Annotated in this window: 19 protein-coding genes; 12 read left to right on the top strand and 7 right to left on the bottom strand. The window is 74.4% G+C overall.

The window, feature by feature from the left end; genetic code table 11:
* The first annotated feature begins 107 nt into the window (after positions 1-107).
* The gene (locus ACH4PY_RS19145) at positions 108-2,117 is read left to right on the top strand and encodes a TerD family protein (RefSeq protein ID WP_398183687.1); all 2,010 of its coding nucleotides are present in this window, start codon (positions 108-110) and stop codon (positions 2,115-2,117) included.
* 41 nt (positions 2,118-2,158) lie between these two features.
* Here ACH4PY_RS19145 and ACH4PY_RS19140 read toward each other — a convergent pair whose 3' ends face one another.
* Complete coding sequence (locus ACH4PY_RS19140; RefSeq protein ID WP_398183684.1) at positions 2,159-2,722, bottom strand: RICIN domain-containing protein; 564 nt, start codon at positions 2,720-2,722, stop codon at positions 2,159-2,161.
* A 174-nt stretch (positions 2,723-2,896) separates the two neighbouring features.
* Positions 2,897-3,772, bottom strand: coding sequence for a hypothetical protein (locus ACH4PY_RS19135; RefSeq protein ID WP_398184641.1), 876 nt, complete (start codon positions 3,770-3,772; stop codon positions 2,897-2,899).
* A gap of 1,090 nt (positions 3,773-4,862) precedes the next feature.
* Between ACH4PY_RS19135 and ACH4PY_RS19130 the strand changes: the two genes are divergently transcribed.
* The 6 genes from ACH4PY_RS19130 (at position 4,863) to ACH4PY_RS19105 (ending at position 14,622) form a co-directional block, all read left to right on the top strand.
* On the top strand, positions 4,863-8,246 hold the full coding sequence (locus tag ACH4PY_RS19130) for a hypothetical protein (RefSeq protein ID WP_398183681.1): 3,384 nt from the start codon (positions 4,863-4,865) through the stop codon (positions 8,244-8,246).
* A 76-nt stretch (positions 8,247-8,322) separates the two neighbouring features.
* Positions 8,323-9,891 (top strand): alkaline phosphatase family protein, encoded by a 1,569-nt coding sequence (locus ACH4PY_RS19125; RefSeq protein ID WP_398183679.1) that lies wholly within the window; start codon positions 8,323-8,325, stop codon positions 9,889-9,891.
* Positions 9,892-10,258: 367 nt separating this feature from the next.
* A complete protein-coding gene (locus ACH4PY_RS19120; protein WP_398183676.1) occupies positions 10,259-11,014 on the top strand; it encodes a (5-formylfuran-3-yl)methyl phosphate synthase in 756 nt (251 codons plus the stop codon).
* A 7-nt stretch (positions 11,015-11,021) separates the two neighbouring features.
* A complete protein-coding gene (locus ACH4PY_RS19115; protein WP_398183673.1) occupies positions 11,022-12,455 on the top strand; it encodes an aldehyde dehydrogenase family protein in 1,434 nt (477 codons plus the stop codon).
* On the top strand, positions 12,452-13,555 hold the full coding sequence (locus ACH4PY_RS19110; protein WP_398184638.1) for a zinc-binding dehydrogenase: 1,104 nt from the start codon (positions 12,452-12,454) through the stop codon (positions 13,553-13,555). The genes ACH4PY_RS19115 and ACH4PY_RS19110 overlap by 4 nt, the downstream gene beginning before the upstream one ends.
* Positions 13,556-13,620: 65 nt before the next feature.
* Complete coding sequence (locus ACH4PY_RS19105; RefSeq protein ID WP_398183670.1) at positions 13,621-14,622, top strand: class I SAM-dependent methyltransferase; 1,002 nt, start codon at positions 13,621-13,623, stop codon at positions 14,620-14,622.
* On the opposite strand, the gene ACH4PY_RS19100 is transcribed toward ACH4PY_RS19105, so the two are convergent.
* On the bottom strand, positions 14,612-16,123 hold the full coding sequence (locus ACH4PY_RS19100; RefSeq protein ID WP_398183667.1) for an arabinofuranosidase catalytic domain-containing protein: 1,512 nt from the start codon (positions 16,121-16,123) through the stop codon (positions 14,612-14,614). The two genes, ACH4PY_RS19105 and ACH4PY_RS19100, sit on opposite strands and share 11 nt — an antisense overlap.
* A 340-nt stretch (positions 16,124-16,463) precedes the next feature.
* Positions 16,464-17,936, bottom strand: a complete 1,473-nt coding sequence (locus tag ACH4PY_RS19095; RefSeq protein WP_398183664.1) for a SpoIIE family protein phosphatase — start codon at positions 17,934-17,936, stop codon at positions 16,464-16,466.
* 244 nt (positions 17,937-18,180) lie between these two features.
* Between ACH4PY_RS19095 and ACH4PY_RS19090 the strand changes: the two genes are divergently transcribed.
* Together ACH4PY_RS19090 and ACH4PY_RS19085 are read left to right on the top strand one after the other, a co-directional pair.
* Positions 18,181-18,951 (top strand): type 1 glutamine amidotransferase, encoded by a 771-nt coding sequence (locus ACH4PY_RS19090; RefSeq protein ID WP_398183661.1) that lies wholly within the window; start codon positions 18,181-18,183, stop codon positions 18,949-18,951.
* On the top strand, positions 18,938-19,435 hold the full coding sequence (locus ACH4PY_RS19085) for a hypothetical protein (RefSeq protein ID WP_398183658.1): 498 nt from the start codon (positions 18,938-18,940) through the stop codon (positions 19,433-19,435). The genes ACH4PY_RS19090 and ACH4PY_RS19085 overlap by 14 nt, the downstream gene beginning before the upstream one ends.
* On the opposite strand, the gene ACH4PY_RS19080 is transcribed toward ACH4PY_RS19085, so the two are convergent.
* Positions 19,414-20,313, bottom strand: a complete 900-nt coding sequence (locus tag ACH4PY_RS19080; protein ID WP_398183655.1) for a hypothetical protein — start codon at positions 20,311-20,313, stop codon at positions 19,414-19,416. The genes ACH4PY_RS19085 and ACH4PY_RS19080 overlap by 22 nt on opposite strands.
* A gap of 150 nt (positions 20,314-20,463) precedes the next feature.
* Entirely contained in the window at positions 20,464-20,799 is a 336-nt protein-coding gene (locus tag ACH4PY_RS19075) for a helix-turn-helix transcriptional regulator (RefSeq protein WP_398183652.1), read from the bottom strand.
* A 240-nt stretch (positions 20,800-21,039) separates the two neighbouring features.
* On the opposite strand from ACH4PY_RS19075, the gene ACH4PY_RS19070 reads away from it, so the two are divergent.
* Both ACH4PY_RS19070 and ACH4PY_RS19065 read left to right on the top strand, forming a co-directional pair.
* The gene (locus ACH4PY_RS19070; protein WP_398183649.1) at positions 21,040-21,420 is read left to right on the top strand and encodes an STAS domain-containing protein; all 381 of its coding nucleotides are present in this window, start codon (positions 21,040-21,042) and stop codon (positions 21,418-21,420) included.
* A gap of 47 nt (positions 21,421-21,467) precedes the next feature.
* Complete coding sequence (locus ACH4PY_RS19065) at positions 21,468-21,839, top strand: VOC family protein (RefSeq protein ID WP_398183646.1); 372 nt, start codon at positions 21,468-21,470, stop codon at positions 21,837-21,839.
* A gap of 280 nt (positions 21,840-22,119) precedes the next feature.
* Here ACH4PY_RS19065 and ACH4PY_RS19060 read toward each other — a convergent pair whose 3' ends face one another.
* On the bottom strand, positions 22,120-22,326 hold the full coding sequence (locus ACH4PY_RS19060) for a hypothetical protein (RefSeq protein ID WP_398183643.1): 207 nt from the start codon (positions 22,324-22,326) through the stop codon (positions 22,120-22,122).
* 295 nt (positions 22,327-22,621) lie between these two features.
* Between ACH4PY_RS19060 and ACH4PY_RS19055 the strand changes: the two genes are divergently transcribed.
* Positions 22,622-22,870 (top strand): hypothetical protein, encoded by a 249-nt coding sequence (locus ACH4PY_RS19055; RefSeq protein ID WP_398183640.1) that lies wholly within the window; start codon positions 22,622-22,624, stop codon positions 22,868-22,870.
* The last annotated feature ends 26 nt before the right edge of the window (positions 22,871-22,896 follow it).

The following is a 22,896-nucleotide window of genomic DNA, read 5'->3' as shown; positions in this document are numbered from 1 at the left end:
CGCGCCTCGGGAGTCGAGCGGACCGCCGCGGTCGCCCGGCGGGAAGCGGCAGGTCGCCGTGCCCCCTGCGCGAGGAGCCGGCGGGCGGGGGTGTCACCATGATCGCCATGACACACCTCAGCAAGGGCGCCAACACCCCCGTCCCGGAAGCCGCTCTGCGGGTCGCCGTGTGCCGGCGGCAGGTCGCGGGCGCGCCGGTGGTGGATGCCTCCGCGCTGCTGCTCGGCGCGGACGGCAAGGTCCGGGGCGACGCGGACCTCGTCTTCTACAACCAGCCCGCGCATCCCTCGGAGGCGGTACGGCACGCCGGAACGGCCGAGGGCGGCGGCACCCTCGCCGAGTGGTTGGAGGTGGACCTGCCGCGCGTCGAACCCGGTGTGCAGCGGGTGCTGATAGCGGGCTCGTGCGACGGCGGGGTGTTCGGGCAGGTCCCCGGGCTGTACGTGCAGGCGCTGGCGGCGGACGGCGCCGTCGTCGCCCACTACGAGGTCGGCGACGCGTCGAGCGAGACGGCGTTCGTGCTCGGCGAGTTCTACCGGCGCGGCGGGCAGTGGAAGTTCCGGGCGATCGGGCAGGGGTACGCGTCCGGACTCGCCGGGCTGGCCACGGACTTCGGCATCGCCGTCGACGCACCCGAGGACGCCCCCGCCCCCGCCCCCGCCCCTTCCCCGGCGCCCGCCGCCGTGCGCAACGCCCTCCCGCACTCCTTCGGGCCCGGGTTCGAGCCCTACGTCCGGCGCGGGCGCGGCAACGGTGTGGTCTCGGTGGACGTCCCCCTGCCCGCGGGGCCGGTGATCGTCGAGGCCTGGCACGAGGGCGAGGGCTACTTCGGCGCCCACACCCTCGACCGGCGCAACCAGAACGGCGATCTGCTCTTCAACACCACCGCGCGCGACTTCCGCGGCCGCGCCCTGGTCCGCGTCCCGCAGGACCGCCCGCTGCGGATGCGCGTGGAGAGCGACAACGGCTGGACGGTGCTGGTGCAGCCGCTGTCGGCCGCGCGCCGCCTCGGCGCCGCCCCGCTGCACGGGAACGGCCCCGAGGTCGTGGTGTACGAGGGCGGCGCCGCCGATCTCGACGTGGAGTACGCGGGCGACGAGGACGGCGAGGGCTACTTCGGGGTGACCTCCCACGAGGCGTCGTCGCTCGACGACCCGGACGCCTACGACCTGCTGGTCAACGACACCGGCCGGCTGCGGCAGACCGCGCCGCTGACCGACGGCCCGCTGCTGCTCGTGGTCGAGGCCGACGGCCCCTGGCAGCTCGCCGCCCGGCCGCTGCCCGGCCACGAGGGGCCCGCGCGGCAGAGCGCCGGCCTTTGGACCGGACGCGGCGCCGGGACCGTGACCCTGGCCAACCCCTCCCCGGGGCGGCCCGCGTTGCTGGAGTACGCGGTCACCAGCGAGGACACGGTCTTCGGCCACCAGGTGAAGCTGCTCGACGAGTACGACGACGAGGAGGACTTCCTCAGCGGCTCCCAGCACGGCGACCACGGCCGTACCCTGCTCTTCCGCAAGGGCGAGAGCGAGGTGCGGCTGCGGCTGGACGGCGCGCGCGGGTGGAGCCTGCGGCTGCTGCCGGTCGAACAGGTCCCGGCGCTCACCGGCCCCGTGGAGGGCACCGGCAGCACCGTCCTGCGGTACGACGGCCCGCCCGCGCTGCTCGGGCTGCGGCGCACCACGCGTGACGACGGCAACCTGCTCACCCGCACCTTCCAGGCCGGCGGCCGCTCGGCGATCTCCGCCGACACCGCGGGCCGGCGGCGCCCGGTGACCGGCCCGCTGTGGGTGTCGGCGGCGGGCCACTGCTACGTCCAGGTCAGCGCGGGCGACCGTACCGGGTGGCGGCTGGAGACGGCCTCCCTGGCCACCGCGCCGGAGATCGGCAAGGGAGCCGAGGGCCAGGGGTACGCGGTCGTCCGCAACACCGGGCCCGCCGCCGAGGTGATGGTCGCCTACGAGCCGGGCGGCACGCTCGACCTGCCGGTGCTGTGGGAGCTGGACGACCGGCTGGAACCGGTGCGCCGGATCAGCACCTCCGCGGGACTCCAGCGGCTGCCGAGCGGCTACGTGCAGTTCCGGGGCGGCGGCCGGTGGACCCTCGAACCGAGGGGCTGAGCGGGTACGCGGCCGGGCCCCGGCGGGGGCCCGGCGGCCGGTCAGCGTTCGTTGGGCTCCCAGACGGGCAGCCAGACGTCGTTGGGCGAGCCCGGGACGGTGCAGTCGTACTGGATCAGCAGGTGGCCGATCCCGAGGCCGCCGGCGACGTTCAGGCACTTGTTGGCCGACTTGTCGACGATCTGGTAGCCGATGCCCGCGGGCACGAACCGCCACAGTTCGTTGGGGGCGGTTCCGCACGTGTACTGGATGACCTCGGTGCCGTTGGCGGTGCCGCCCCCGGTGACGTTGACGCACTTGCCGCTGCTGACGGACCTGATCGTGTAGAAGCCGCCCCCGGCGGCGTCCAGCTGCCAGCGTTCGTTCGCCCCGTTGGTCAGCGGGTACTGGATGATCGGCACGCCGTCCGAGCTGCCCGCCCCGCGGACGTTCGCGACCTCGCCGGGGTTCGCGGCCAGCCGCAGCGTGAACTGCTGGGCCACGATCGCCTTCGGCGCCGGGCCCGCGGGGTGGTCGGCCGCGGCCGCCCCCTGCGTCCCGAACGCCACCCCGGCGGTCACCGCCAGGGCGCCCGCCACTGCCGCCAGATTCCTGAGGGTCTTCACGCGGTGTGCCTCCTGCTCCGTCGTGCAGATGAGAAAGACAGGAGGAGTATTACGGTACGAAGTCGGGCAACAGGTGACTTTCGAAAACGAATGCACCGGACATAGCCCGGTTGGCCGCAGGGTGTGGGCGGCGGGGGCCGCCGCGCTCACCCGGCGCCGGGGACCGCGCGCCGTTCAGCTCCTGCCGAAGATCCCGTCGGGGAACGCCCCGTTGCCCAGCGCCGTCGCGGCCAGCCCGCCCGCGAGGTCGGTGAGGCGGGCGACCCCGTCCGCCCCCAGGCGGTCGTAGGGCGCGGCGGCCAGCCGGTCCGTCTCGCGCTCCAGGTCCGCGCGCAGCGCCGTCCCGGCCTCGGTCGGACCGCCGTCCGCGTCCAGCAGGCCCTTGTCCCGCAGCCGGTCCTCGGCCGCCGCCCACTCCTGCTCGCTCCAGCCGCGGGTCGCCCGCGCGAAGACCGGGGTGAAGCCGCGCCCGGAGGCGGTGTGGGAGACCAGCGCCTCCAGCCCGTCCAGGCCCGCGCGGGTGAGCAGGGCGATATGGCCGTCCCCGCGGTACTCGCGCAGGACCGTCGCCGCCTGCCACAGCACCAGGTGCGGCTGCGTCGCCGCGGGCCGGTCCGCCTCCGCCGCGCCCAGCGGACGGCCCGCCCGCTCGCAGCCCTCCGCGGCCCGCCGGGCCAGCTCGGCCGCCTCGGCCGTCACCGCGGATTCCACCACCGCGTCGCCCAGCAGCCGCCGCAGCAGCCTGTCGGCGGCCCGCAGCCGGGCCGCGAGCAGCTGCTCGGGCGTGGCGACATCCCAGACCGCGGGTACGTGCCGGGCGATCAGCGCATGGCTGAAGTTGAAGAAGGTCGCCGTCACCGTACCGGGCCCCACGGCGCCCATCGCCGCGGACCGGGCACCGAAGTACCCCGCGGCGCTGAAGTAGGCACCGGGCGCCCTGGCGAGACCGAGGGCCTCCATCTCCGTGTCGAACTCCGGCGAGAAGTACACCGCGGAGTGCAGGGCGTTGAGAGGATTGTGGCACCGGCGTCCGGCCCGGGGGTCCGTCATGCGGATCAGACTACAAGCCGCCGATCGGCGCGAGGAGGGCCCGCCGGGCGGTCGCCGTCCCACCCCTTCCGGAGGCGGGTCGGAGGGCGTCCCCGGAAGGGCCGGGCGCGGGGCCGAGGCGGCGGGCGAAGAAGCGGACGTTGCTGTCGATTTCGAAGGGCGGGACGCGGAAGTGGCCGCCGGGGTTCGCGTGCAGGGTCTTCTCGGTGGAGCCGAGGGCCTCGAACGGATGCCCATCCCACCGCCCTGCGACAGGCCGTAGTACCCGACGGGCCCGCCGTCGCCGACAAAGTCCAGTTCCCGCAGTTCGTCCAGGGTGGTCCGCCAGTCGGGTACGAGCTGTGACGCGACGGTCTCGCACAGGGCGTGCCACTCCGGGCCTACGGGCTCGCCGGCCGCCTTCCGTCCCTGGACGATCGCGACCAGCCGCTCGACCTCGGGGTGTTGCGGCCGGTCGCCGGTTCCCGGCGCGTCGATGGCGGCGACCGCGAAACCGCAGGACGTGACGTTGGGGCCGGCCCGGGAGACGACCTCCCAGCCCTTCTTGTGGGAACCGCCGCCGTGCCCGATCAGCACCAGTGGCCGGGGCCCGGCCCCCGTGACGGGCGTCCACAGCGCCCCGGGGATCTCCCCGACGGCGAAGAGCTGTTCGCGGACGCCGCCTTCCACCGTTTCCGAGGTGATGCGCATGCGCGCACGCCGGCAGAGGCGGCGCCGGGGCCGTGACCCGGTTTCCCAAGGGCTGGGCGAACCGCGTGATCCTGCGGCGCGGCGCGCGGTTCGGGACGGCGTCGCCGCCGCGGGCCCGGTCTACGCTGTGGCCCGCGGTCACCGCATGATCATCCGCTGTCGCCGGCGGACGGCGGCGGATCCGGCCGCGTTTCGTACGTCGTCCGTGGTCACACGGCCGGCGCGGCGTTCCCCCGGCGGAACCGTTCGCTGATCCAACACACGCTGATCGGCAAGTGTTTGACGCTCGTTCACCCGGGGCGCCGAACGTACGCACAGGCGAGCGCACCCGGGACCTCCGGTGCTGCTCGCCGTTTGCCGGTTCACCGGTGGAGCACTCTTGCGAGCGGAAGGCGGCACGGTGGCGTTGAACGGGCTGGTCAGATGGCGCGGACGCCGGTGGGGCGGACGGGCGCAGCGGAAGGCCGCCGTCGCGGTGGTCGCCGCGGGGCTCGCGATCGTCGGGCTGCCGTCGGCAGGCGCCGCGACGGGGGCGATCCCGTTCACGGCGGCGCCGCAGGCGTACGACCTCACAGGCGGCGCGTACTGCTCCGCGACCACGGGGCTCGCGAACGTCGCCCTGGACGCCAACCTGGTCTCCAACCCGGGTGCGGAGTACGCGACCACGCGCGGGGCGCTGCCGGGCGGCGCGGGCACCACCGCCGGCAGCGGGGTCACGGACCCCGACGCGGTACTCCTGCCGGACTGCTGGTCGCTCACCTCCACCATCGCCGGCACCGACGCGGCGAACGAGATCGCCAGCGTCGTTGCCGCCTCCTACCCTGGCAAGGCCGGCGCCCAGAACTTCTACGGCGGCAAGAGCGCCAACGACAAGGCACCCGCCGGGACGGTCACCACCGCGACCCAGACGATCGACCTCGCCCCGCTCGGCGACGTCGCCGGCAAGCCCTTCGCGCTCGCAGCGAGCCTGGGCGGTTACGCCAACCAGGACGACGCCACCTCCGTCAGCGCGACCTGGGAGGATTCCGAGGGCAACCCGGTCGACGACGGCACCTCCCGCCCCGCGGTCACCACGCTGGGCCCGGTGATGGCGGCCGACCGCGGCGACACCTCCAGCATGCTGCCGCGCAGCCACTACGGCACCGTGCCCGACGGCGCGACCCGGGTCGTCGTCACCTTGACCTTCACCATGGGCGGCGCCGGGCACAACGACGCCAACGCCGACAACCTCAGCCTCGTCGTCGGTGACAAAGCGGTCGCACCGGCCGGTCAGGACTACGACCGGACGGCCACCTGCCCGCACCCCGCCGCGATCGGCGCGGGCAAGAACCTGATCTCCAACCCGGGCGCGGAGGACCACGACACGGTCGCCTACCCGTACGGCACCGGCGGCGGCGTCACCAACCCCGGCCAGGCGAACGCGACCCTCGACGTGCCGGCGTGCTGGATCAGCCACGGCGACCTGCCGGCGCCCGACGCGGTCGTGGAGTCCAGGACGCAGAAGGGCCCCTACCCGGGTCTGGAGGGCTCGCGGTACTTCTTCGGCGGGAACAACTCCAGCGCGACCCCGGCCGCGAACCCCGGCTTCACCCCGGCCCCGGGCTTCCGCAACGACGTCCAGGGCGTGACGACCACGGCCAGCCAGACCGTCGACGTCAGCGGCCTCGACGCCGGCGGCCACCCCTTCGCGCTCTCCGGCCAGCTCGGCGGCTACTCGACCCAGGGCGACTTCGCCCAGGTCCAGGCCGCCTTCCAGGACGCGGCGGGCACCACCTTGGCCCAGGCGCAGATCGGGCCGATCACCGAGACCGAGCGGGTCGCGGCCGCCGACTACCTCGCGGCGAAGGGCGGCACCCCGGCCGACAGCGGCATGCTGCCCACCCAGACGCTCGGCACCCTGCCCCAGGGCACCGTCAAGGTCGTCATCACGATCTCCGCGACGGCGATCTCGTCCGGCAACGACAGCAACGGCATCGCCGACGACCTCGGCTTCGTCATCGACCCCACCGCGTCCGGCACCCACGCGCAGAACTACGACCTCACCACCGGCACCCACGGTGGCGTCCCGAACTGCCCCGACCCGGCGGTTCCGGCCCTGGACCAGAACCTGGTGTCCAACCCGGGCGCGGAGGACTACACCTCCGACGTGTGGTTCGGCGCCCCCGGTGACGCGTCGGTGGCCGTACCGGACTGCTGGGCCAGCGCCTCCCCGCTGCCCGCGCCCCGGGCCGTCGCCGAGTCCTACGCGCAGGCCCCGTCCAGCTACCCGCCCGCCCGCACCAGCACCCGCGTCTTCTGGGGCGGCCACGACCCGCAGAACGCGATCGCGGGTGTCGCCACCACCCAGACCCAGCCGATCGACCTCGGCCCGCTCGGTGACGTCGAGGGCAGGTCCTTCAAGCTCTCCGGCCTGCTCGGCGGCTACGCCACGCAGAACGACAACGCCGTGGTGACCGCCGACTTCCAGGACGGCGGCGGCAAGACGCTCACCGTCGCGAGCATCGGCCCGGTCAAGGCCAACCAGCGGGCCGCAGTCTCCAGCCTCGTCCCGCAGGCCTGGTACGGGACCGTCCCCACCGGTGCCGCCAAGGTGATCGTGAAGATCACCATGACCGCGGTGAACACCGGCGCCGACAACAACGGCGAGGCGGACGACCTCAGCCTGGTCATCGGCGACAGCACCAAGCCGACCGGCCCGATCCTGCAGACCCTGCCCTACGACGCCACGGGCGGCGGCGAGGTCCGCATCGACCCGACCACGGGCCTGCCGCTGCCGCCCGCCGGCGGCCTCTACCGCCCGGCCGGGGTCTCCGCGGACAAGGGCGTCGTCTACGCCTCCAACACCGGTGACAACGTCATCGCCGCCCTGTCGAACGGCCGGAGCACGGTCGTCGCGGGCTCGCTGGAGGGCTCCGGCCTGGCCGGCGACGGCGGTCCGGCCACCGCCGCCACGCTCTACCAGCCCGGCGGCACCGCCGTGGACGCCAAGGGCGACCTGTACATCGCCGACAGCGCCGACAACGTGATCCGCGAGATCACCCCCGACGGGGTCATCCACCGGGTCGCGGGCACCGGGCAGGCCGGCGGCGGCGGCTCCGACCTCTCCGGCCAGGAGCAGCGGGCCGCCACCCGCACCTCGCTCAACCACCCCCAGGCGGTAGCGGTCGGCGCGGACGGCAGCGTCTACATCGCCGACACCTTCGACAACCGCGTCCTGAAGCTCCTGCCGAACGGGAAGATCACCGCCTTCGCCGGCAGCGGCAAGGCCGGGTACGCCGGTGACGGCGGCGCCGCCCACAAGGCGAAGCTGAGCATGCCCACCGGTGTGGCCGTCGACGGCCACGGCGACGTCTACATCGCCGACGCGTCGAACAACGTCGTCCGCAAGGTCGACGCCAAGCGCGGCACCATCACGACGGTCGCGGGCAACTACGCCAAGGACAAGGCCGAGAACGACGGCCGCGGCGGCTGGTCCGGCGACGGCGGCCCCGCCGTCAAGGCCCAGCTCAACGTCCCGCAGGGCGTGGCCGTCGACAGCGCGGGCGACCTCTTCATCGCCGACACGTTCAACAACGCGATCCGCGAGGTCACCCCCGACGGCGTCATCACCACCGTCGTCAACGCCGCGGCGCCCGCCGCGGGCGGCGAGAGCAGCGGCCAGGCCCCGGCCGCCTCGCACCTCAACACCCCGTACGCCGTCGCGGTCGACCGGTCGACCGGCGTCCTGTACATCGCCGACACCACCAACAGCGCCATCGCCGAGGTCCTGGGCGTCGCCCGCTGAGGCGGCCGGGAAGCATCCCCGGCCCCCGGACCCGACCGACCCCGACCCCGACTCCGTGACGAGGAAAGACACCCGCATGTCCGACAACAGCACCGACCCGAGCAGCCGCGGCACCTCGCGGCGAGCCTTCATCGCCGGGGCGGCCTCGATCGCCGCCGCCGCCGGGATGTCCGGCGTGCTGCCCGCCCAGCTGGCCCGCGCCGCGTCCGCCGACCGGCGCAGCTTCGACCTCTCGCAGATCAAGCACGTCGTGTACGTCATGCAGGAGAACCGGTCGTTCGACCACTACTTCGGCACCTTCCCCGGCGCCCGCGGCTTCAGCGACAAGAAGGCGATGAAGCTGCCGAACGGCAACTCCGTCTTCAAGCAGCCCGACCCGGCCAACCCCGACGGGTGGCTGGAGCCCTTCCACATGGACACCGTCAAGACCGGCGCGGCCGCCGTGCCGTCCCTCTCGCACGACTGGCGCGACCAGCACGCCGCCTGGAACGAGGGCGCGATGGACGGCTGGCTGGTCTCCCACCTCGCCTCCGACGGCGACGTGAAGGGCTCCTACACGATGGGCTACCTGAAGAAGGAGGACATCCCCTTCCACTGGGCGCTCGCCGAGAACTTCACCCTGCTCGACCACTACTTCTGCTCGGTGCTCGGCCCCACCTACCCCAACCGGGCGGTGTGGATGTCGGGCACCAACGACCCGCAGGGCAAGCAGGGCGGCCCGATCCTGGAGACGGTGCAGCCCAACACGCTGGCCTGGAAGTCGGCGGCCGAGGTGCTCTTCGACGCCGGGTACACCGTCAAGACGTACACCAGCTCCGGCAGCTACAACTACTTCAGCTGGTGGGCCAACTTCAAGGAGCCGGGCCTCGTCCCGGCCGAGCTGTACAACCGGATACGGCTCAACGGCACCCTGTTCGGCGACGGCACGCCCGGCGGCGTGGGCGACCCGCTCAACCCGACCATGGCGAGCACGCCCTACCTCGGCTTCGAGGAGGACTGCGCCAACGGCACCCTCGCCGACGTGACGTGGCTCTTCCCGGACGGCCCCTACGCCTCCGACGAGCACCCGCCGAACACCCCCGCCGCGGGCGCGTACTTCCTCGCCTCCAAGCTGGAGGCCCTCGCGGCGAACGAGGAGCTGTGGAACTCGACCGTCTTCGTCATCAACTACGACGAGAACGACGGCTTCTTCGACCACGTCCCGCCGCCGGTCCCGGACCGCAAGGCGTACCCCGAGGAGTACGTGAGCCTCCCGTCGCCCAAGGGCACCCCCGGCGGCGGCCTGCCGGTCGGCGCGGGCTTCCGTGTGCCGTGCCTCGTGGTGTCCCCGTGGACGGTCGGCGGCCACGTCTTCTCCGAGATCTCCGACCACACCTCGCCGCTGCGGCTCATCGAGTCGGTCACCGCGGCGGGCGGCCTGTCGGGCAAGGGCGCGGTGACCTTCGACGCCATCACGCGGTGGCGCCGGAAGACCTTCAGCGACCTCACGGGAGTCTTCCGCCATGGTGCCAAGCCGGCGCCGTCGGACCCGGAGTTCCACGAGGAGGCCCGGCTCGCCAACGTCAACGCGCAGGCCGAGGCCGCGACCCAGCCCATGCCGCAGGTGCCCGGCGCGACCCAGGAGATGCCCCACCAGCGGCACTGACACCGCGCGACGACAGCCGCCCGGTGGCGGGCCCGTGATTCCACGGGTCCGCCACCGGGCGTCTTCGCGCCGGGCGCACTCCCCCCCGGGGCGGCACGCGGCGCCGGGCCCGGCGCGGCGTGCCGCCCCGGGGGGCCGCGGCGCGGGAGCCGGGCGGTCCGCGCCGCCGCGCGCGCCGTCCGTCCGGACCGGCGCGGGCGGCGCGACGGACCGGCGTGAGGTGGCGCCGGCCGTGACCCGCACCGCCCCCGCACGCCCTGCCCGCGGGCGGGGGCCGCCCGGATGATGAGCACACCGCACGTGATCCGGGCGGCGTCCGCGCCACGGCCGTGAGCCGGGCGGACCCTGCGAGGAAAAGGAGTCCCCGGTGTTGCTTCTCATCTCCCCGGACAGCGTCGAGGAGGCCCTCGACTGCGCGAAGGCGGCCGAGCACCTCGACATCGTCGACGTCAAGAAGCCCGACGAGGGCTCGCTCGGCGCGAACTTCCCCTGGGTCATCCGGGAGATCCGCGACGCGGTCCCGGCGGGCACACCGGTCTCGGCCACCGTCGGCGACGTGCCGTACAAGCCGGGGACGGTCGCCCAGGCCGCGCTCGGCGCGGTGGTGTCCGGGGCGTCGTACATCAAGGTCGGCCTCTACGGATGCACCACGCCCGAGCAGGGCGTCGAGGTGATGCGCGGGGTCGTCCGGGCGGTGAAGGACCACCGGCCGGAGGCGTTCGTGGTGGCCTCCGGCTACGCCGACGCCCACCGGATCGGCTGCCTCAACCCGCTCGCGCTGCCCGACGTGGCCCGGCGCTCCGGCTGCGACGCCGCGATGCTCGACACCGCGGTCAAGGACGGCAGCGGGCTCTTCGACCACGTCCCGCCGGACGCCTGCGCGCAGTTCGTCCGGCAGGCCCACGAGGCGGGCCTGCGCGCGGCGCTCGCGGGCAGCGTCAAGGCCGCCGACCTCGGTGTGCTGACCCGGATCGGCACGGACATCGTGGGCGTGCGCGGCGCGGTCTGCGAGGGCGGCGACCGCAACACCGGCAGGATCCAGCCGCACCTGGTGGCCGCCTTCCGGGCGGAGATGGACCGGCACGCCCGGGAGCTGACCGCCGGCGTCGCCGCCGCGGGCTGACCGCCGCATGACGAGGCATCAGCCGCTGCCCGTGCGGCAGGCCCGCGGCGCGCGCTTCGAGGTCGTCGACCCCGCCACCGGCGAGGCCTTCGACGAGGCCCCCGACCAGCGGCCGGACGAACTGGACGACGTCGTCGCGCGGTCCCGCGCGGCCTGGCCCGGCTGGCGGGGCGACCGCGCGGCCCGCACCGCCGCGCTGCTCGCGGCGGCCGACGCAGTGGAGGCGGCCCGCGACGGCCTCGCGCCGCTGCTCACCCGCGAGCAGGGCAAGCCCCTCGCGGAGTCGTACGCGGAGGTCGCCCGCACGGCGGCCCGGATGCGCTACTTCGCCGCACTGGAGCCCGGACGGGTCCGTGTCGACGACGGGCGTCCGGTGCGCAGCGAGCTGCGCTGGCGCCCGCTCGGGCCGGTCGCCGCGATCGTCCCGTGGAACTTCCCGCTGCAGCTCGCCTCCGCGAAGTTCGCACCCGCGCTGGCCGCGGGCAACACGGTGGTGCTCAAACCGTCGCCGTTCACGCCGCTGGCCACACGGCTGCTGGCGTCGGTCGTCGCGGCGGCGCTGCCCGAGGACGTGCTGACGGTCGTGACCGGCCGCGAGCCGCTCGGCGCGCGCCTCGCGGCCCACCCGGGCATCCGCCACGTGACCTTCACCGGGTCGATCCCCACCGGGCGGGCCGTCGCGGCGGGCGCGGCGGCCTCGCTCGCCCGCGTCACCCTGGAACTGGGCGGCAACGACGCGGCGGTGCTGCTGGACGACGTGGACGTGGAGCGGGTCGCCGACCGGCTGTTCTGGGCGGCCTTCCGCAACTGCGGGCAGGTCTGCATGGCGGTCAAGCGCGTCTACGCCCCCGCCCGGCTGCACTCCCGCGTGGTCGAGGCGCTCGCACAGCGCGCCCGGTCCGTGGTCGTCGGCCCCGGGCTCGACCCGGACACGCAGCTGGGGCCGCTCAACAACGCACCCCAGCTGGCCCGGGTCGCGGACGTCACCGCCCGCGCCCTCGCGGACGGCGCCCGGGCCGCGGCCGGGGGCCACCGGCTCGACCGGCCGGGCTGGTTCTTCGCCCCGACCGTCCTGACCGGGGCCGCCCCCGGCAGCGCGGTGGTGGCCGAGGAGCAGTTCGGGCCGGTGCTGCCGGTGCTGCCGTACGGGCACCTCGACGAGGCCCTCGCGGCGGCCAACGCCACCGGCTTCGGACTGGGCGGCTCCGTCTGGGGGACCGACCTCGACCGGGCCGAGGAGGTGGCCGGCCGGCTGGAGTGCGGGACGGCGTGGATCAACCACCACGCCGAACTGTCCCTCGCCCAGCCCTTCGCGGGCACCAAGGACAGCGGCGTCGGCGTCGCGGGCGGACCGTGGGGCCTGTACGGCAACCTCCAGCCGTTCGTCCTGCACCGCCCCGCGCAGCCGGACCCGGACGGGGGAGGGACCGCGTGGCACTGAGGTTCGCCGCGGCGGTGCTGCGCGCGTACGACGGCCCGTTCGCCGTCGAGGAGGTGCTGCTGGAGTCGGGCCCGGCAGACGGCGAGGTCCTGGTACGGGTGGCCGGCAGCGGGATGTGCCGGACCGACCTCGCGGTACGGCGCTCGGCGGGCCGCTCGCCGCTGCCCGCGGTGCTCGGCCACGAGGGATCCGGGGTCGTCGTGGGGACGGGCGGGCCCGGCACCGGGCTGAACGTGGGCGACCACGTCGTGCTGAGCTTCGACTCCTGCGGGCGCTGCCGCAACTGCCGGGCCGCCGCCCCCGCGTACTGCGACTCCTTCGCCTCGCTCAACCTCTTCGGCGGCCGCACCGAGCACGCGGCGCGGTTCACCGACGCGGCCGGGGGAGCGCTCGCGCCCCGGTGGTTCGGGCAGTCTTCGTTCGCCGACTACGCCGTGGTCCCGGCCCGCAACGCCGTCCGCGTCGACCCGTCGCTGCCCCTCGAACTGCTCGGGCCGCTCGGCTGCGGCTTCCTCACCGGCGCTGGCGCGGTCCTCCACTCCTTCGGCGCCGGGGCGGGCGACACCCTCGCGGTGTTCGGCGCGGGCGCGGTGGGCCTGGCGGCGGTCATGGCCGCCACGGCCGCCGGGGCGGTCACGGTGGCCGTCGACCGGCACCCCGAACGGCTCGCCCTCGCGGAGCGGCTGGGGGCCACCGTGCTGCACGCCGCGCAGGACGGACTGCCCGACCGTATCCGGCAGCGGACCGACGGCGGCGCGCAGTACGCGCTGGACACCACCGGGTCGGCCGCCCTGATCAACGACGCGCTGCGGGCACTGCGCCCGCGCGGCCGGCTCGGGCTGGTGGCCCGCCTGCACGGCCCGCTCCCGCTGGAGGTGGGCACTCTCGACCGGGGGCGGCGGGTCTCCCACATCTGCGAGGGGGACGCGGTGCCGGGGCTGCTCGTCCCACGGCTGATCGGCCTGTGGCGGGCCGGGCGCTTCCCCTTCGACGAGCTGATCCGCACGTATCCGCTGAGCGGCGTCAACGAGGCCGAACGCGACTGCGACGCGGGCCGGGTGGTGAAACCCGTGCTGATCCCCGACGGGAGGGCGCCGTGAGGCAGCGGTGCGGACGGCGGCACGCAACGGCAGACGGGGACGTCACTCACACCGAGGGAGCACACATGGCCGGCACGGCGGAGCAGAACACCGGTACGCGCGAGGCCGGGGGAGACGGCGCGCACGAGGACGCGCAAGGGGGCGTCGGCCTGACCGCGTTCCTGGTCGCGGCGGCCCGCGCGCTGGAGACCCACCGGCCCGACAGCCTCGCCCAGGACCCCTACGCGGAGCACTTCGTACGGGCCGCACCCGCGTGCGCGCGGTGGCCGCTGCGCATCGAGCAGGTCCCGGACGGGGACGCGAATCCGCTGTGGGGCCGCTTCGCCCGCTACTTCGGCCTGCGCACCCGGGTCCTCGACGACTTCGTACGGCGGTCGGCGCGCGAGGCCGGGGCCCGCCAGGTGGTGCTGCTCGGCGCCGGACTCGACACCAGGGCCTTCCGGCTCGACCTGCCGGACGGCTGCACCGTCTTCGAGATCGACCGGGAAGGGGTGCTCGACTTCAAGCACCGGGTGCTCGCCGAGCTGTCGGCCGCGCCGAAGGCGGCACGCGTCCCCGTACCCGTCGATCTGCGCGACGACTGGGCCGGGGCGCTGACCGGGGCCGGCTTCGACCCCGCCGCGCCGAGCGTCTGGCTGGCCGAGGGCCTGCTGTTCTACCTGCCGCGCGCCGCCGAGACCCGGCTGATCGACACCGTCGACCGGCTGACCACGCCCGGCAGCGCCCTCGCGTACGAGGTCAAGCTCGAACGCGACCTGCTGGACTACCGCGACAGCCCCCTCTACGTCGCGACCCACCGCCAGATCGGCATCGACCTGCTCACCCTCTTCGACCGCCAGCCCCGCCCCGACTCCGCCGGAGCCCTGTCGGCCAGGGGCTGGTCCACCGAGGTCAGCACCCCCTTCGACTTCACCCGTCGGCACGGCCGCGGCCCGCTCCCCGAGCCGAACGACGCCCTGGAGGGCAACCGCTGGGTCTTCGCCCACCGGCCGCACGACCGGCGGACGTCCCCGCCCGGCGGACCGGGCGGGGACGGCGACCGCGACCGCCCGGAGGTCAGTCGGTGACGAGGTCGAACTCCTCCCAGGGGCCGACCGCCGTGCGGTTGGCGATCAGCGCCGCCGCCCCGGCGTTCTCGGCCGTGACGAGGTGCTGGTTGTTGTAGGCACGCAGGCTCACGCTGCCGTCGGGGTTGTGCAGGAGGGAGAAGGTCTCCCACGGCCCCGGCGCGCCGCGGTTGGCGATCAGCGGCGAGTTGCCGTTGCTCTCCGCGGTGACCCACTGGCCGTCGGACCGCGCCTTGAGGTTCACGGTGCCGTTGTTGTTGGCCACCATGGTGAAGGTCTCGTTCGTGCCGATCGAGGCGGCGTCGGCGATGAGCGAGGTGCTGCTGTCGCGGGCGTCCACGTACTTGCCGTTGGCGTGGGCCCGCAGGCTCACCGTGGACTGGGTGGGCGCCGGGAACGTGGTGGTGTTGTTCGCGTACCCGGCCGCGGTGATGTTGGCCTGCACGGAGTTCTCGGTCGCGTCACTGGGGAAGCCCTTGGTGACGGCCCCCTCGAAGAACTCGCCCGTGCCCATGGGGCTGTTGTCGCCGCCGGTGCCCAGCTCGATGGAGGGCTGCACCTTCATCGGGTTGTAGCCGTTCGGCAGGGCGCCGGAATACGCCTGCGTCAGCCCGCCGGACTGGCCGCTGCCGTACTTCAGCGTGAAGTTCGTGGTGCCGTTGTTCTTCTCCCAGGCGCTCACGAACGAGCCCGTCTCGCCGGTGATGTTCGACGGGTTGGGGCCGGCGGCGCTGAAGTACATGCCGTTCTCCAGGTCGCCGCCGACCCAGGGGCCCGATCCGGTGCAGCCGCCGGTCCAGCACGCGGAGCCGTAGTAGATCGCGTTCATGGTCGCGTTGCCGTCGTCCGAGTCGTCGGTCTCGGCCGAGCCGAAGTCGAAGCAGCAGCTGTTGCTGGTGAGGTTGGACGACGTGAGCATGTACAGGCCCTCGGGCTGCGAGCCGGTGGGCACGTTCCTGGCCGCGTTGTTGCGGTAACCGGTGCCGATGTTGTCGAACAGCACGCCGTACGCGGCCCTGCCGCCGATCGTGACCGGCAGCGCCATCGCGTCCGCGCCGATGTCCGAGCCGTTCGGGCCGGGGCCCGACAGGCTGCCCGAGCAGCCGGCGCAGGAACTGCCGGGTGAGACGGGCAGGTTGTTGGCGTTGGACGTCTGGTCGTAGAGCTGGGTGATGGTGCACGCGGTGCCGGAGCAGAAGGACACCTGCGGTGCCGCGTTCACCGGACCGCCCGCCGAGGCGAGGCCGATGTTCAGCGTGCCGCCGTCCGAGGCCCGCTGGATCTGGTACAGCGGGCCGTTGTACGAGGCGAACATCGCCCGGGTGGTGCTGTACGCCGCCGCGCACGGCGTGCCGCCGGACGCGTAGATGTCGCAGGGCCCCGACGAGGCCGCCGCGGCGCGCGTCGCCGTCGTGCCGAGGAACGGCACCGCGATCGCCAGCGCGAGCAGGAACGCGATCAGCAGTTGCGTCCTGCGTCGGAGTGTGGGTGTGGCCGGCACATATGCCTCCGGAAGTGTGGGGGGTGCCTTCCGCTCGTGGTGCAGGGCCGGACCGGGGCCGCGCGTTCGTCGCCGGGCCCGGTCCGGAGATCGCCGGTGGCGCTCGGCGTGGGGGCGAGCGGCGCGGCGGACAGAGGGATCTTCTATGGCGCAGCACACATATTTGGCTGACTCTAGGCCTAAGTCAAGACGGTGGTTCGGTCAAGACTGCGCCAAGTGCGCGGCCTTTGCGGCAAACCTGGCACCGGTCGGGGAGGACTTATGTGCAAAGAGAGCGAAACAGGCCGCCGATGTCGGTACGGCCGCGCCCGGGGCCTCTCGCGGCCCGCGCCGACCCCGGTCAGGCCGCCGCGCCGCCGCGCGGCGGGGACGGGAGGGACTGCTCCACCCAGATGGTCTTTCCGGTGTCGGTGTAGCGGGTGCCCCACCGGTGGGCCAGGCTGCCGACGATGTAGAGGCCGCGGCCCCCCTCGTCCAGGAGGCGGGGCAGCCGCATGTGCGGCGCGGTGCTGCTGGTGTCGGAGACCTCGCAGATCAGCGCGTCGGTCATGACCAGCCGCAGCACGACGGGACCGGAGGCGTACCGCACGGCGTTCGTCACGAGTTCGGTGACCATCAGTCCGGTGGCGAAGGATGCCTCCTCCAGACCCCACGCGGCCAGTCGGCGGCTCGCCGCGGCGCGCGCCTCGGCGGGGGAGCGGGCGTCCACGGGGAATTCCCACGCCGCGACATGGCCGGTGTCCACGGCGTGGGCGCGGGCCAGCAGCACCGTGACGTCGTCGTCCCCGTCCGCGGGCGCGACCCGGTAGACGCTGTCGCAGATCTCCGCCAGCGGGCGGCCCGCCGGGCGCAGCGCCGCGGCGATGTCGGCGAACGCGGCCTCCGGCGCGCGGTGGCGCAGGTCGAGCAGGCCGTCGGTGAACAGCGCGAGCACGGTGCCGTCGGCGACGTCCAGGTTCGTGGTGGCGAACGGGGTGCCGCCCACGCCGAGCGGCGGGTGCTCCGGCAGCTGCGGGAAGTCCAGCTCCCCGCCGGGCCCGAGCACCGCGGGCGGCAGGTGGCCCGCTCCGGCCAGCGTGCACGTGCCCGCGACCGGGTCGTACACCGCGTACAGCAGCGTCGCGCCGAGGTCACGGGTCTCGTCCTCGTCGGCCAGCTGGGCGGCCAGGTCGTCCATCCGCGACAGCAGCTCGTCCGGTGGCAGGTCGAGATCGGCCAGGGTGCGCACCGCCGTGCGCAAGCGCCCCATGGTGGCCGCCGCGTGCACCCCGTGCCCGACGACGTCGCCGACGACCAGCCCGACGCGCGCCCCGGACAGCCGGATCACGTCGCACCAGTCGCCCCCGACGCCCGCCTCGCTGTCGGTGGGCACGTAGCGGTGGCACACCTCCACCGCGTGGTTCCCGGCCAGTGACGCGGGCATGAGGCCGCGCTGCAACCCCAGAGCGACGTCCTGCGCCTTGTTCAGCGTCCGCTCCCGCGCCCTGGCCTGGCTGAACAGCACCGCCGTCGCCGAGGCCACCGCCAGGAAGGCGATCTTGATGAGCGTCACATCGGTGCCGTCGTCCTCCCGCGTCAGGCTCAGCGAGCCGTAGACGGCGAGCACCGCGACACCGAGCAGCGCGGTGACGTACGCCCCGTGCACGGCCGCCGCCAGGAACGGCACGACGGACAGCAGCAGCCCGTAGTGGTCCCCCGGTGCCGCGACCACGAGCAGTACCCCTAGGACGACCAGGACCGCGAACGGCAGCAGCCGCGCCCCGATCGCCATCGCGCCGGGCCCGGCCCGGCGCGCGGTGGACGACGTGCCCATGGGCTCACCGCCTTCGTCCGGCACGCTGCGAGCACCGGACACCACCCCGCTCGGGGGTGAAATGTCCGTTTGTCCCATGCTACGTGAGCGGTCCGAGGCCTGGCGCGGTCCACCGCCGGGGCCCGCCGCCCCGGTCCGCCGCTCTGGTCCGCCGCCGCGGGCGGCGGCTACGCTGCCCACCGCCCCGGATCATGTGGCGGCGGGCGGGTCCGGGCCGAGCCGGGCGGAAGGGGGCGGTCCTGTCATGGCGGGCGAGGCGACGGCGCTGGTGGTGCAGAACGGTCCGCACGGCGGGCCCGGACGGTGGTCCGGCTGGCTCGCCGAAGGCGGTGTCGGCATGGACGTGGTACGGGCGGACGCGGGGGAGGCGCTGCCGGAGCGGCTGGAGCACCAGGCGCTGGTCGTGCTGGGCGGCGGCTACCTTCCCGGCGACGACACGCGGGCCCCGTGGCTCGCGGGCGCCAGGGCGTTGATGCGGCAGGCGCTGGAGCGGGACGTCCCGGTGTTCGGCATCTGCCTGGGCGGCCAGATGCTCGCCCAGGTCGCGGGCGGAGCGGTCGCGGGGGAGCACGGGGAGCCGGAGTTCGGCAGCACGCAGCTGACACTGCGCCAGGAAGCGGCGGACGACCCGCTGTTCCGGGAGCTGCCACAGCGGCCGAAGGCCGTGGAGAACCACGTCGACGCGATCGTGCGCCTGCCGGACGGGGCGCACTGGCTCGCGAGCAGCGAGAAATGCGCCCACCAGGCGTTCCGGGTCGGGGAGTGCGCATGGGGCGTGCAGTTCCACCCCGAGGCCGCCGCGCGCAACATCGCCCGGTGGTCCACGGCCCGGCTGGAGCGCTACGGGGTGGACCGCGACGCGCTGCACCGCGCGGCCTTGCGCGACGACCGGGAGGCCGCCCGGGTCTGGCGCCAGGTGGCGCTGCGGTTCGCCGCGCGGGTGCGGGGCGGGCGGGAGCGGGGCGGCCGGGAGCAGTGCGGTCGGGGGCAGGGGAGCACCGATGGAGCTCGGTGACTTCGCCGGGCGCTTCCGGGCGGACATCCGGGCGCGGCTCGACTGGGCGCTGCTGGCCGGCGCGGGAGCCGGGGTCGGGGTCGAGACGCTGGAGGGGGACGCAGGGCGGCGGCGGCTGGCCGAGCTGTTCACCGTCTGGTACACGGACGGCGCCGGGGCCGGGAGCCGGTGGGACGCGCCCGGCAGCCGTCCGCTGCGCGTCGCCGAATCCGAGCGGGCCCTTCCCGGCTGGCCCGGCGACCGCCGCCGCGCCGTGGACGCCCTGCGGCGCTCCTTCGCGGCCGGAACCGGCCCCCTCGACCTCACCGTCCCGGTGTACCGGGCGGGCGCCGGCCGCCATGTCCTGCTCGACGGCAACCACCGCGCGGTGGCCGCGCACCTGGCGCCCGTGCGGGACCTGCGGCTGACGCTGTGGGCGCTGACCGGGCCGGTGCGCGAGGACATCCTGCCCGACCTGCGCCACTACGCGGCGCCGCCGCCCTGAGCCGCCCCGCCGTCCGTGCCCGCCGCGGCTTCCGGGTCCGGCCGCGCCGCCTGCGCGGGGAGGGCCGGGTCGGCGGCCGCGGGCAGCCGGGCGGCGGCGAGCCGCATCTCGTGGTCCTCCAGCAGATTGCGCAGCGCCTCCCAGCACTCGATACGGCGCAGGCGCAGCACCTGCGCGAAGGTGAGGGCCGCGGCGGCAGCGGCGGCCAGCACGATCGCGGTCGCGAGCGGGAGACCCAGCGGCACCAGGGCGACGACCGTCCACGTACCGAGCGCGAGCGGCAGCAGGGTGGAGAGCAGCACGTTGATCTCGGCCTCGTTCGCGTCCGGCGCGAGCTGGGGGCTGTGCGTGCGCAGCCAGGACTTGGCGTAGTTGAAGGCCTCGTAGGCGTTGCCCGCGCGCAGCGCCCCGCCGGGCCGCCGCATGCTCTCGGCGGGCGTGACGGCGCGGCCCGCCGTGTTCAGCAGGTGGCCCAGCAGGGGATGGGCGTCCAGGCAGCGGCGCAGCGCCGCCGCCCCGTAGACGGCCTCCAGCTCCGCGCGCAGCGCCCCGGTGCTCGCCCGCCGCCGGGGAAGGGCCAGTTCGGCGGCGGAGAGCAGACGGAAGGCCAGCTCCCGGCCGACGTAGCCGAGCACGTACGCCGCGGCCAGCCAGGTCACGTCGACCAGGATGACGGCGGGCCCGTGCAGTGTCCTGGCGGCGCTCTCGACGGAGCGGCCGAGGTGGTCCGGATGCCGGGCGCGGAGGAGGAGCAGGCCCGAGCAGGTGACGGCGACCAGACCCGGCACCAGGACGGACGTCAGCTGCATGGCGAGGTAGAACGCGAACCGCCGTCCCGCGGCGGCCCGCCCCGCGGTCACCGCCGTCAGCGGATCCATGCGCACGCCCCCGTCCCCGTCCCCGTCCCGGTCACGTCCCGTCGTCCGGGCCGTCCCGCCGGTCCCCGGCGTTGCCGGAAGACGCTATCGGCGGGCCGGGGGCGGGGGAAGGGCGCACCCGGCCGCAGCGCGCGTGGGGCCCGCCCGGGGTCAGGGCGCGGGTGTGGCTTCCGCCTGCGGCTGGGCCGCCGTGTCCAGCGAGAAGAGCGAGAGCAGCGCGGCGACGGTGGGACCCGCGTCGGCGGGGTGGCGCAGCGACGTACCGGCCGGGATCTCGTAGGTGTTCGTGCGCCCGACGCGCGTGTGGCTGAGATACCCGTCCGACTCCAGGTCGGCGATGATCTTCTGCACGGCCCGCTCGGTCAGCATGCACTGCGCGGCGATGTCCCGGACGCGCACCTCCGGGTCGCGGGCGATCGTGGCCAGGACGCGCGCGTGGTTGGTGAGGAAGGTCCATCCGGTGCGGGAGCGGGCGGCGTCATCCATGCCGGTCATCGTACGACAACAGATTCAGGTCAGCAAAAACACGAATCACATTTCGCGCATTACTTGACAGGGATGCCGCCGCGGCACAGTCTGGTGTCGCCCGCACGGGCGGCGGGGGCACGGGAAGAGCGGCGGGAAGACCAGTGGAGGTCATGGCCGATGGCAGGTGAAGGACGGTTCCGGCGCGAGGGCGTGCGCCACGGCGAGACCGCCCAGGGGCGTACGGCGCAGCCGCAACGCGTGATCAGGCATCTCCGGTCCGGCCTCACGATCCGGATGACCGAACTGCACGGCCGCACACTGCTGACGGTCCGCGGGGAGATCGACCTCGACTCCGCCGACATCCTCCACCAGGCGGCCGTCGACTGCCTGGCGGTCACCCCGAAGGGCATCGACATCGACCTCGCCGGCGTCGGCTTCTTCGACTGCGCCGGGCTGAACGCGCTGCTGCGCGCCCGCGCCCTGGCGAGGGCCACAGGAGCCGAGCTGACCCTGACCGCGCTGTCCACCGCGGTCGCCCGCGTCCTGGACCTCACCCACTGCACCGAGGTCTTCTCCCTCCCCGCCCGCCCGGTCCCGCCCGCCGCCACCCTCCCCTGGAGCGCCGCCCGCCCGGCCTGACCCCGCCCCACTCCCGCGCGGGCCCCGCGCGGGGCACACTGGCCGCCATGCCGCTCTCGCTGCACCACATCGTCATCGACGCACACGACCTCCCCGCCCTGGCCCGCTTCTGGGCCGAGGTCCTGGACTGGCGGATCCTCTCCGAGCGGGAGCGCGAGGTCGTCATCGGCCCGGACGAGACGTCCCCCGTGGGCATCTGCTTCATGCCGGTGACCGACCGCAAGAGCGTGAAGAACCGCCTCCACCTCGACCTGACCTCCTCCCCGCACGACCGGGAGTCCGAGATCGCCCGCATCCTCGCCCTCGGCGCCCGCCGGGCGGACGTCGGCCAGAACGGCGACGAGTCCTGGACGGTCCTCGCCGACCCGGAGGGCAACGAATTCTGCGTGGTCCGCCCGAAGCGGACCCTCATCGCCTGAGCCGCGCCGGGCCGGGTGTGACCGCCGAACGCCGGTGCGCCGCCGCGCCGGTCGGTCGAAACCTTCGACGATGCGGAACCGGCGTCGGCGGTGGCCGGGAGCTGTTCCCCGGTCGGTCCGGCCTGCCGGGCGCAGCCGGTGCGCGCGGTTCGGTGCGCGGCGCGGGGACCTCCTGCCTCGATTTCCGCGATGATCCGTCAGCGAACGACCTTCACCAGGCCCTCCTGGAACTCGCATGCTGCGTCATCTGCTTCTGCCGCATGTCCGAAACAGGTGCCTGCTACGACAGCAGCTTCCCGTGCGACACGTCGAAGCAGACCAGCCCGAGGGACGCCGCGACCTGTGTCGCAAACGCCGAAACCTCCTCGGCCATGTTCCACCGCACACCGAAGTAGACCAGTGGACCCGACTCGTTGCCGACCAAGCCGTCGTCCCACACCGGGTGGTCATCGACGTCCCCGGTGGGGTTGGGCCACCGCTCCAGCAACGCAGCCCATCGAGACCGCTTCTGCTGGATGAGGCGTACCAGCGGCCAGCCCACCGCAAGACCTGCACCGAACCCCGACGGACCACGCCCGCCCCGAATTTCCACCCCCGAACTGTTCGAACCCGGTCACCCGTGAAGTCTGGCGCTTAGTCCGCGTCCTGTGCCGGCATGTGGAGGTCCAAGGCCGTCGGATGGCTCTAGCCCGGACCCCGCCAGTCTCGCCGGGACATCCGGACCGGCAGCGTTCGGGCCGCCGCGTAACCGGCGGTTCCGGGGCGGGCCCTAGGGTTGCGGGATGTCGCGGACCAGTGTGAGCAACGAGACCGGGAGCATGCTCTGCCTGCGGGTGGAGCCCTGGGGGACCGACCACTGGATGCGCCCCGGTGAGCAGTTCACCGTTGTGACGGAGCTGGAGCCCGAGGAGTCCCCGTTCGGCGTCGTCGTCCATGCCGAGGGCGTCACGGTCTGGGTGAACTCGGCGAACTCCTCCGGGGTGGTCGACCGGGACGGCGCGGTCGTTCCGTGCGGGCACCAGCGGCCGTAGGCCCAGGGCGCGCGTGCGCGCGGGGC

It is taken from the genome of Streptomyces sp. NPDC021224, assembly GCF_044332905.1.
Taxonomy (GTDB): domain Bacteria; phylum Actinomycetota; class Actinomycetes; order Streptomycetales; family Streptomycetaceae; genus Actinacidiphila.
The sequence above is the reverse complement of the archived record's forward strand: the minus strand, read 5'-3'. Positions and strand labels throughout refer to the sequence as shown.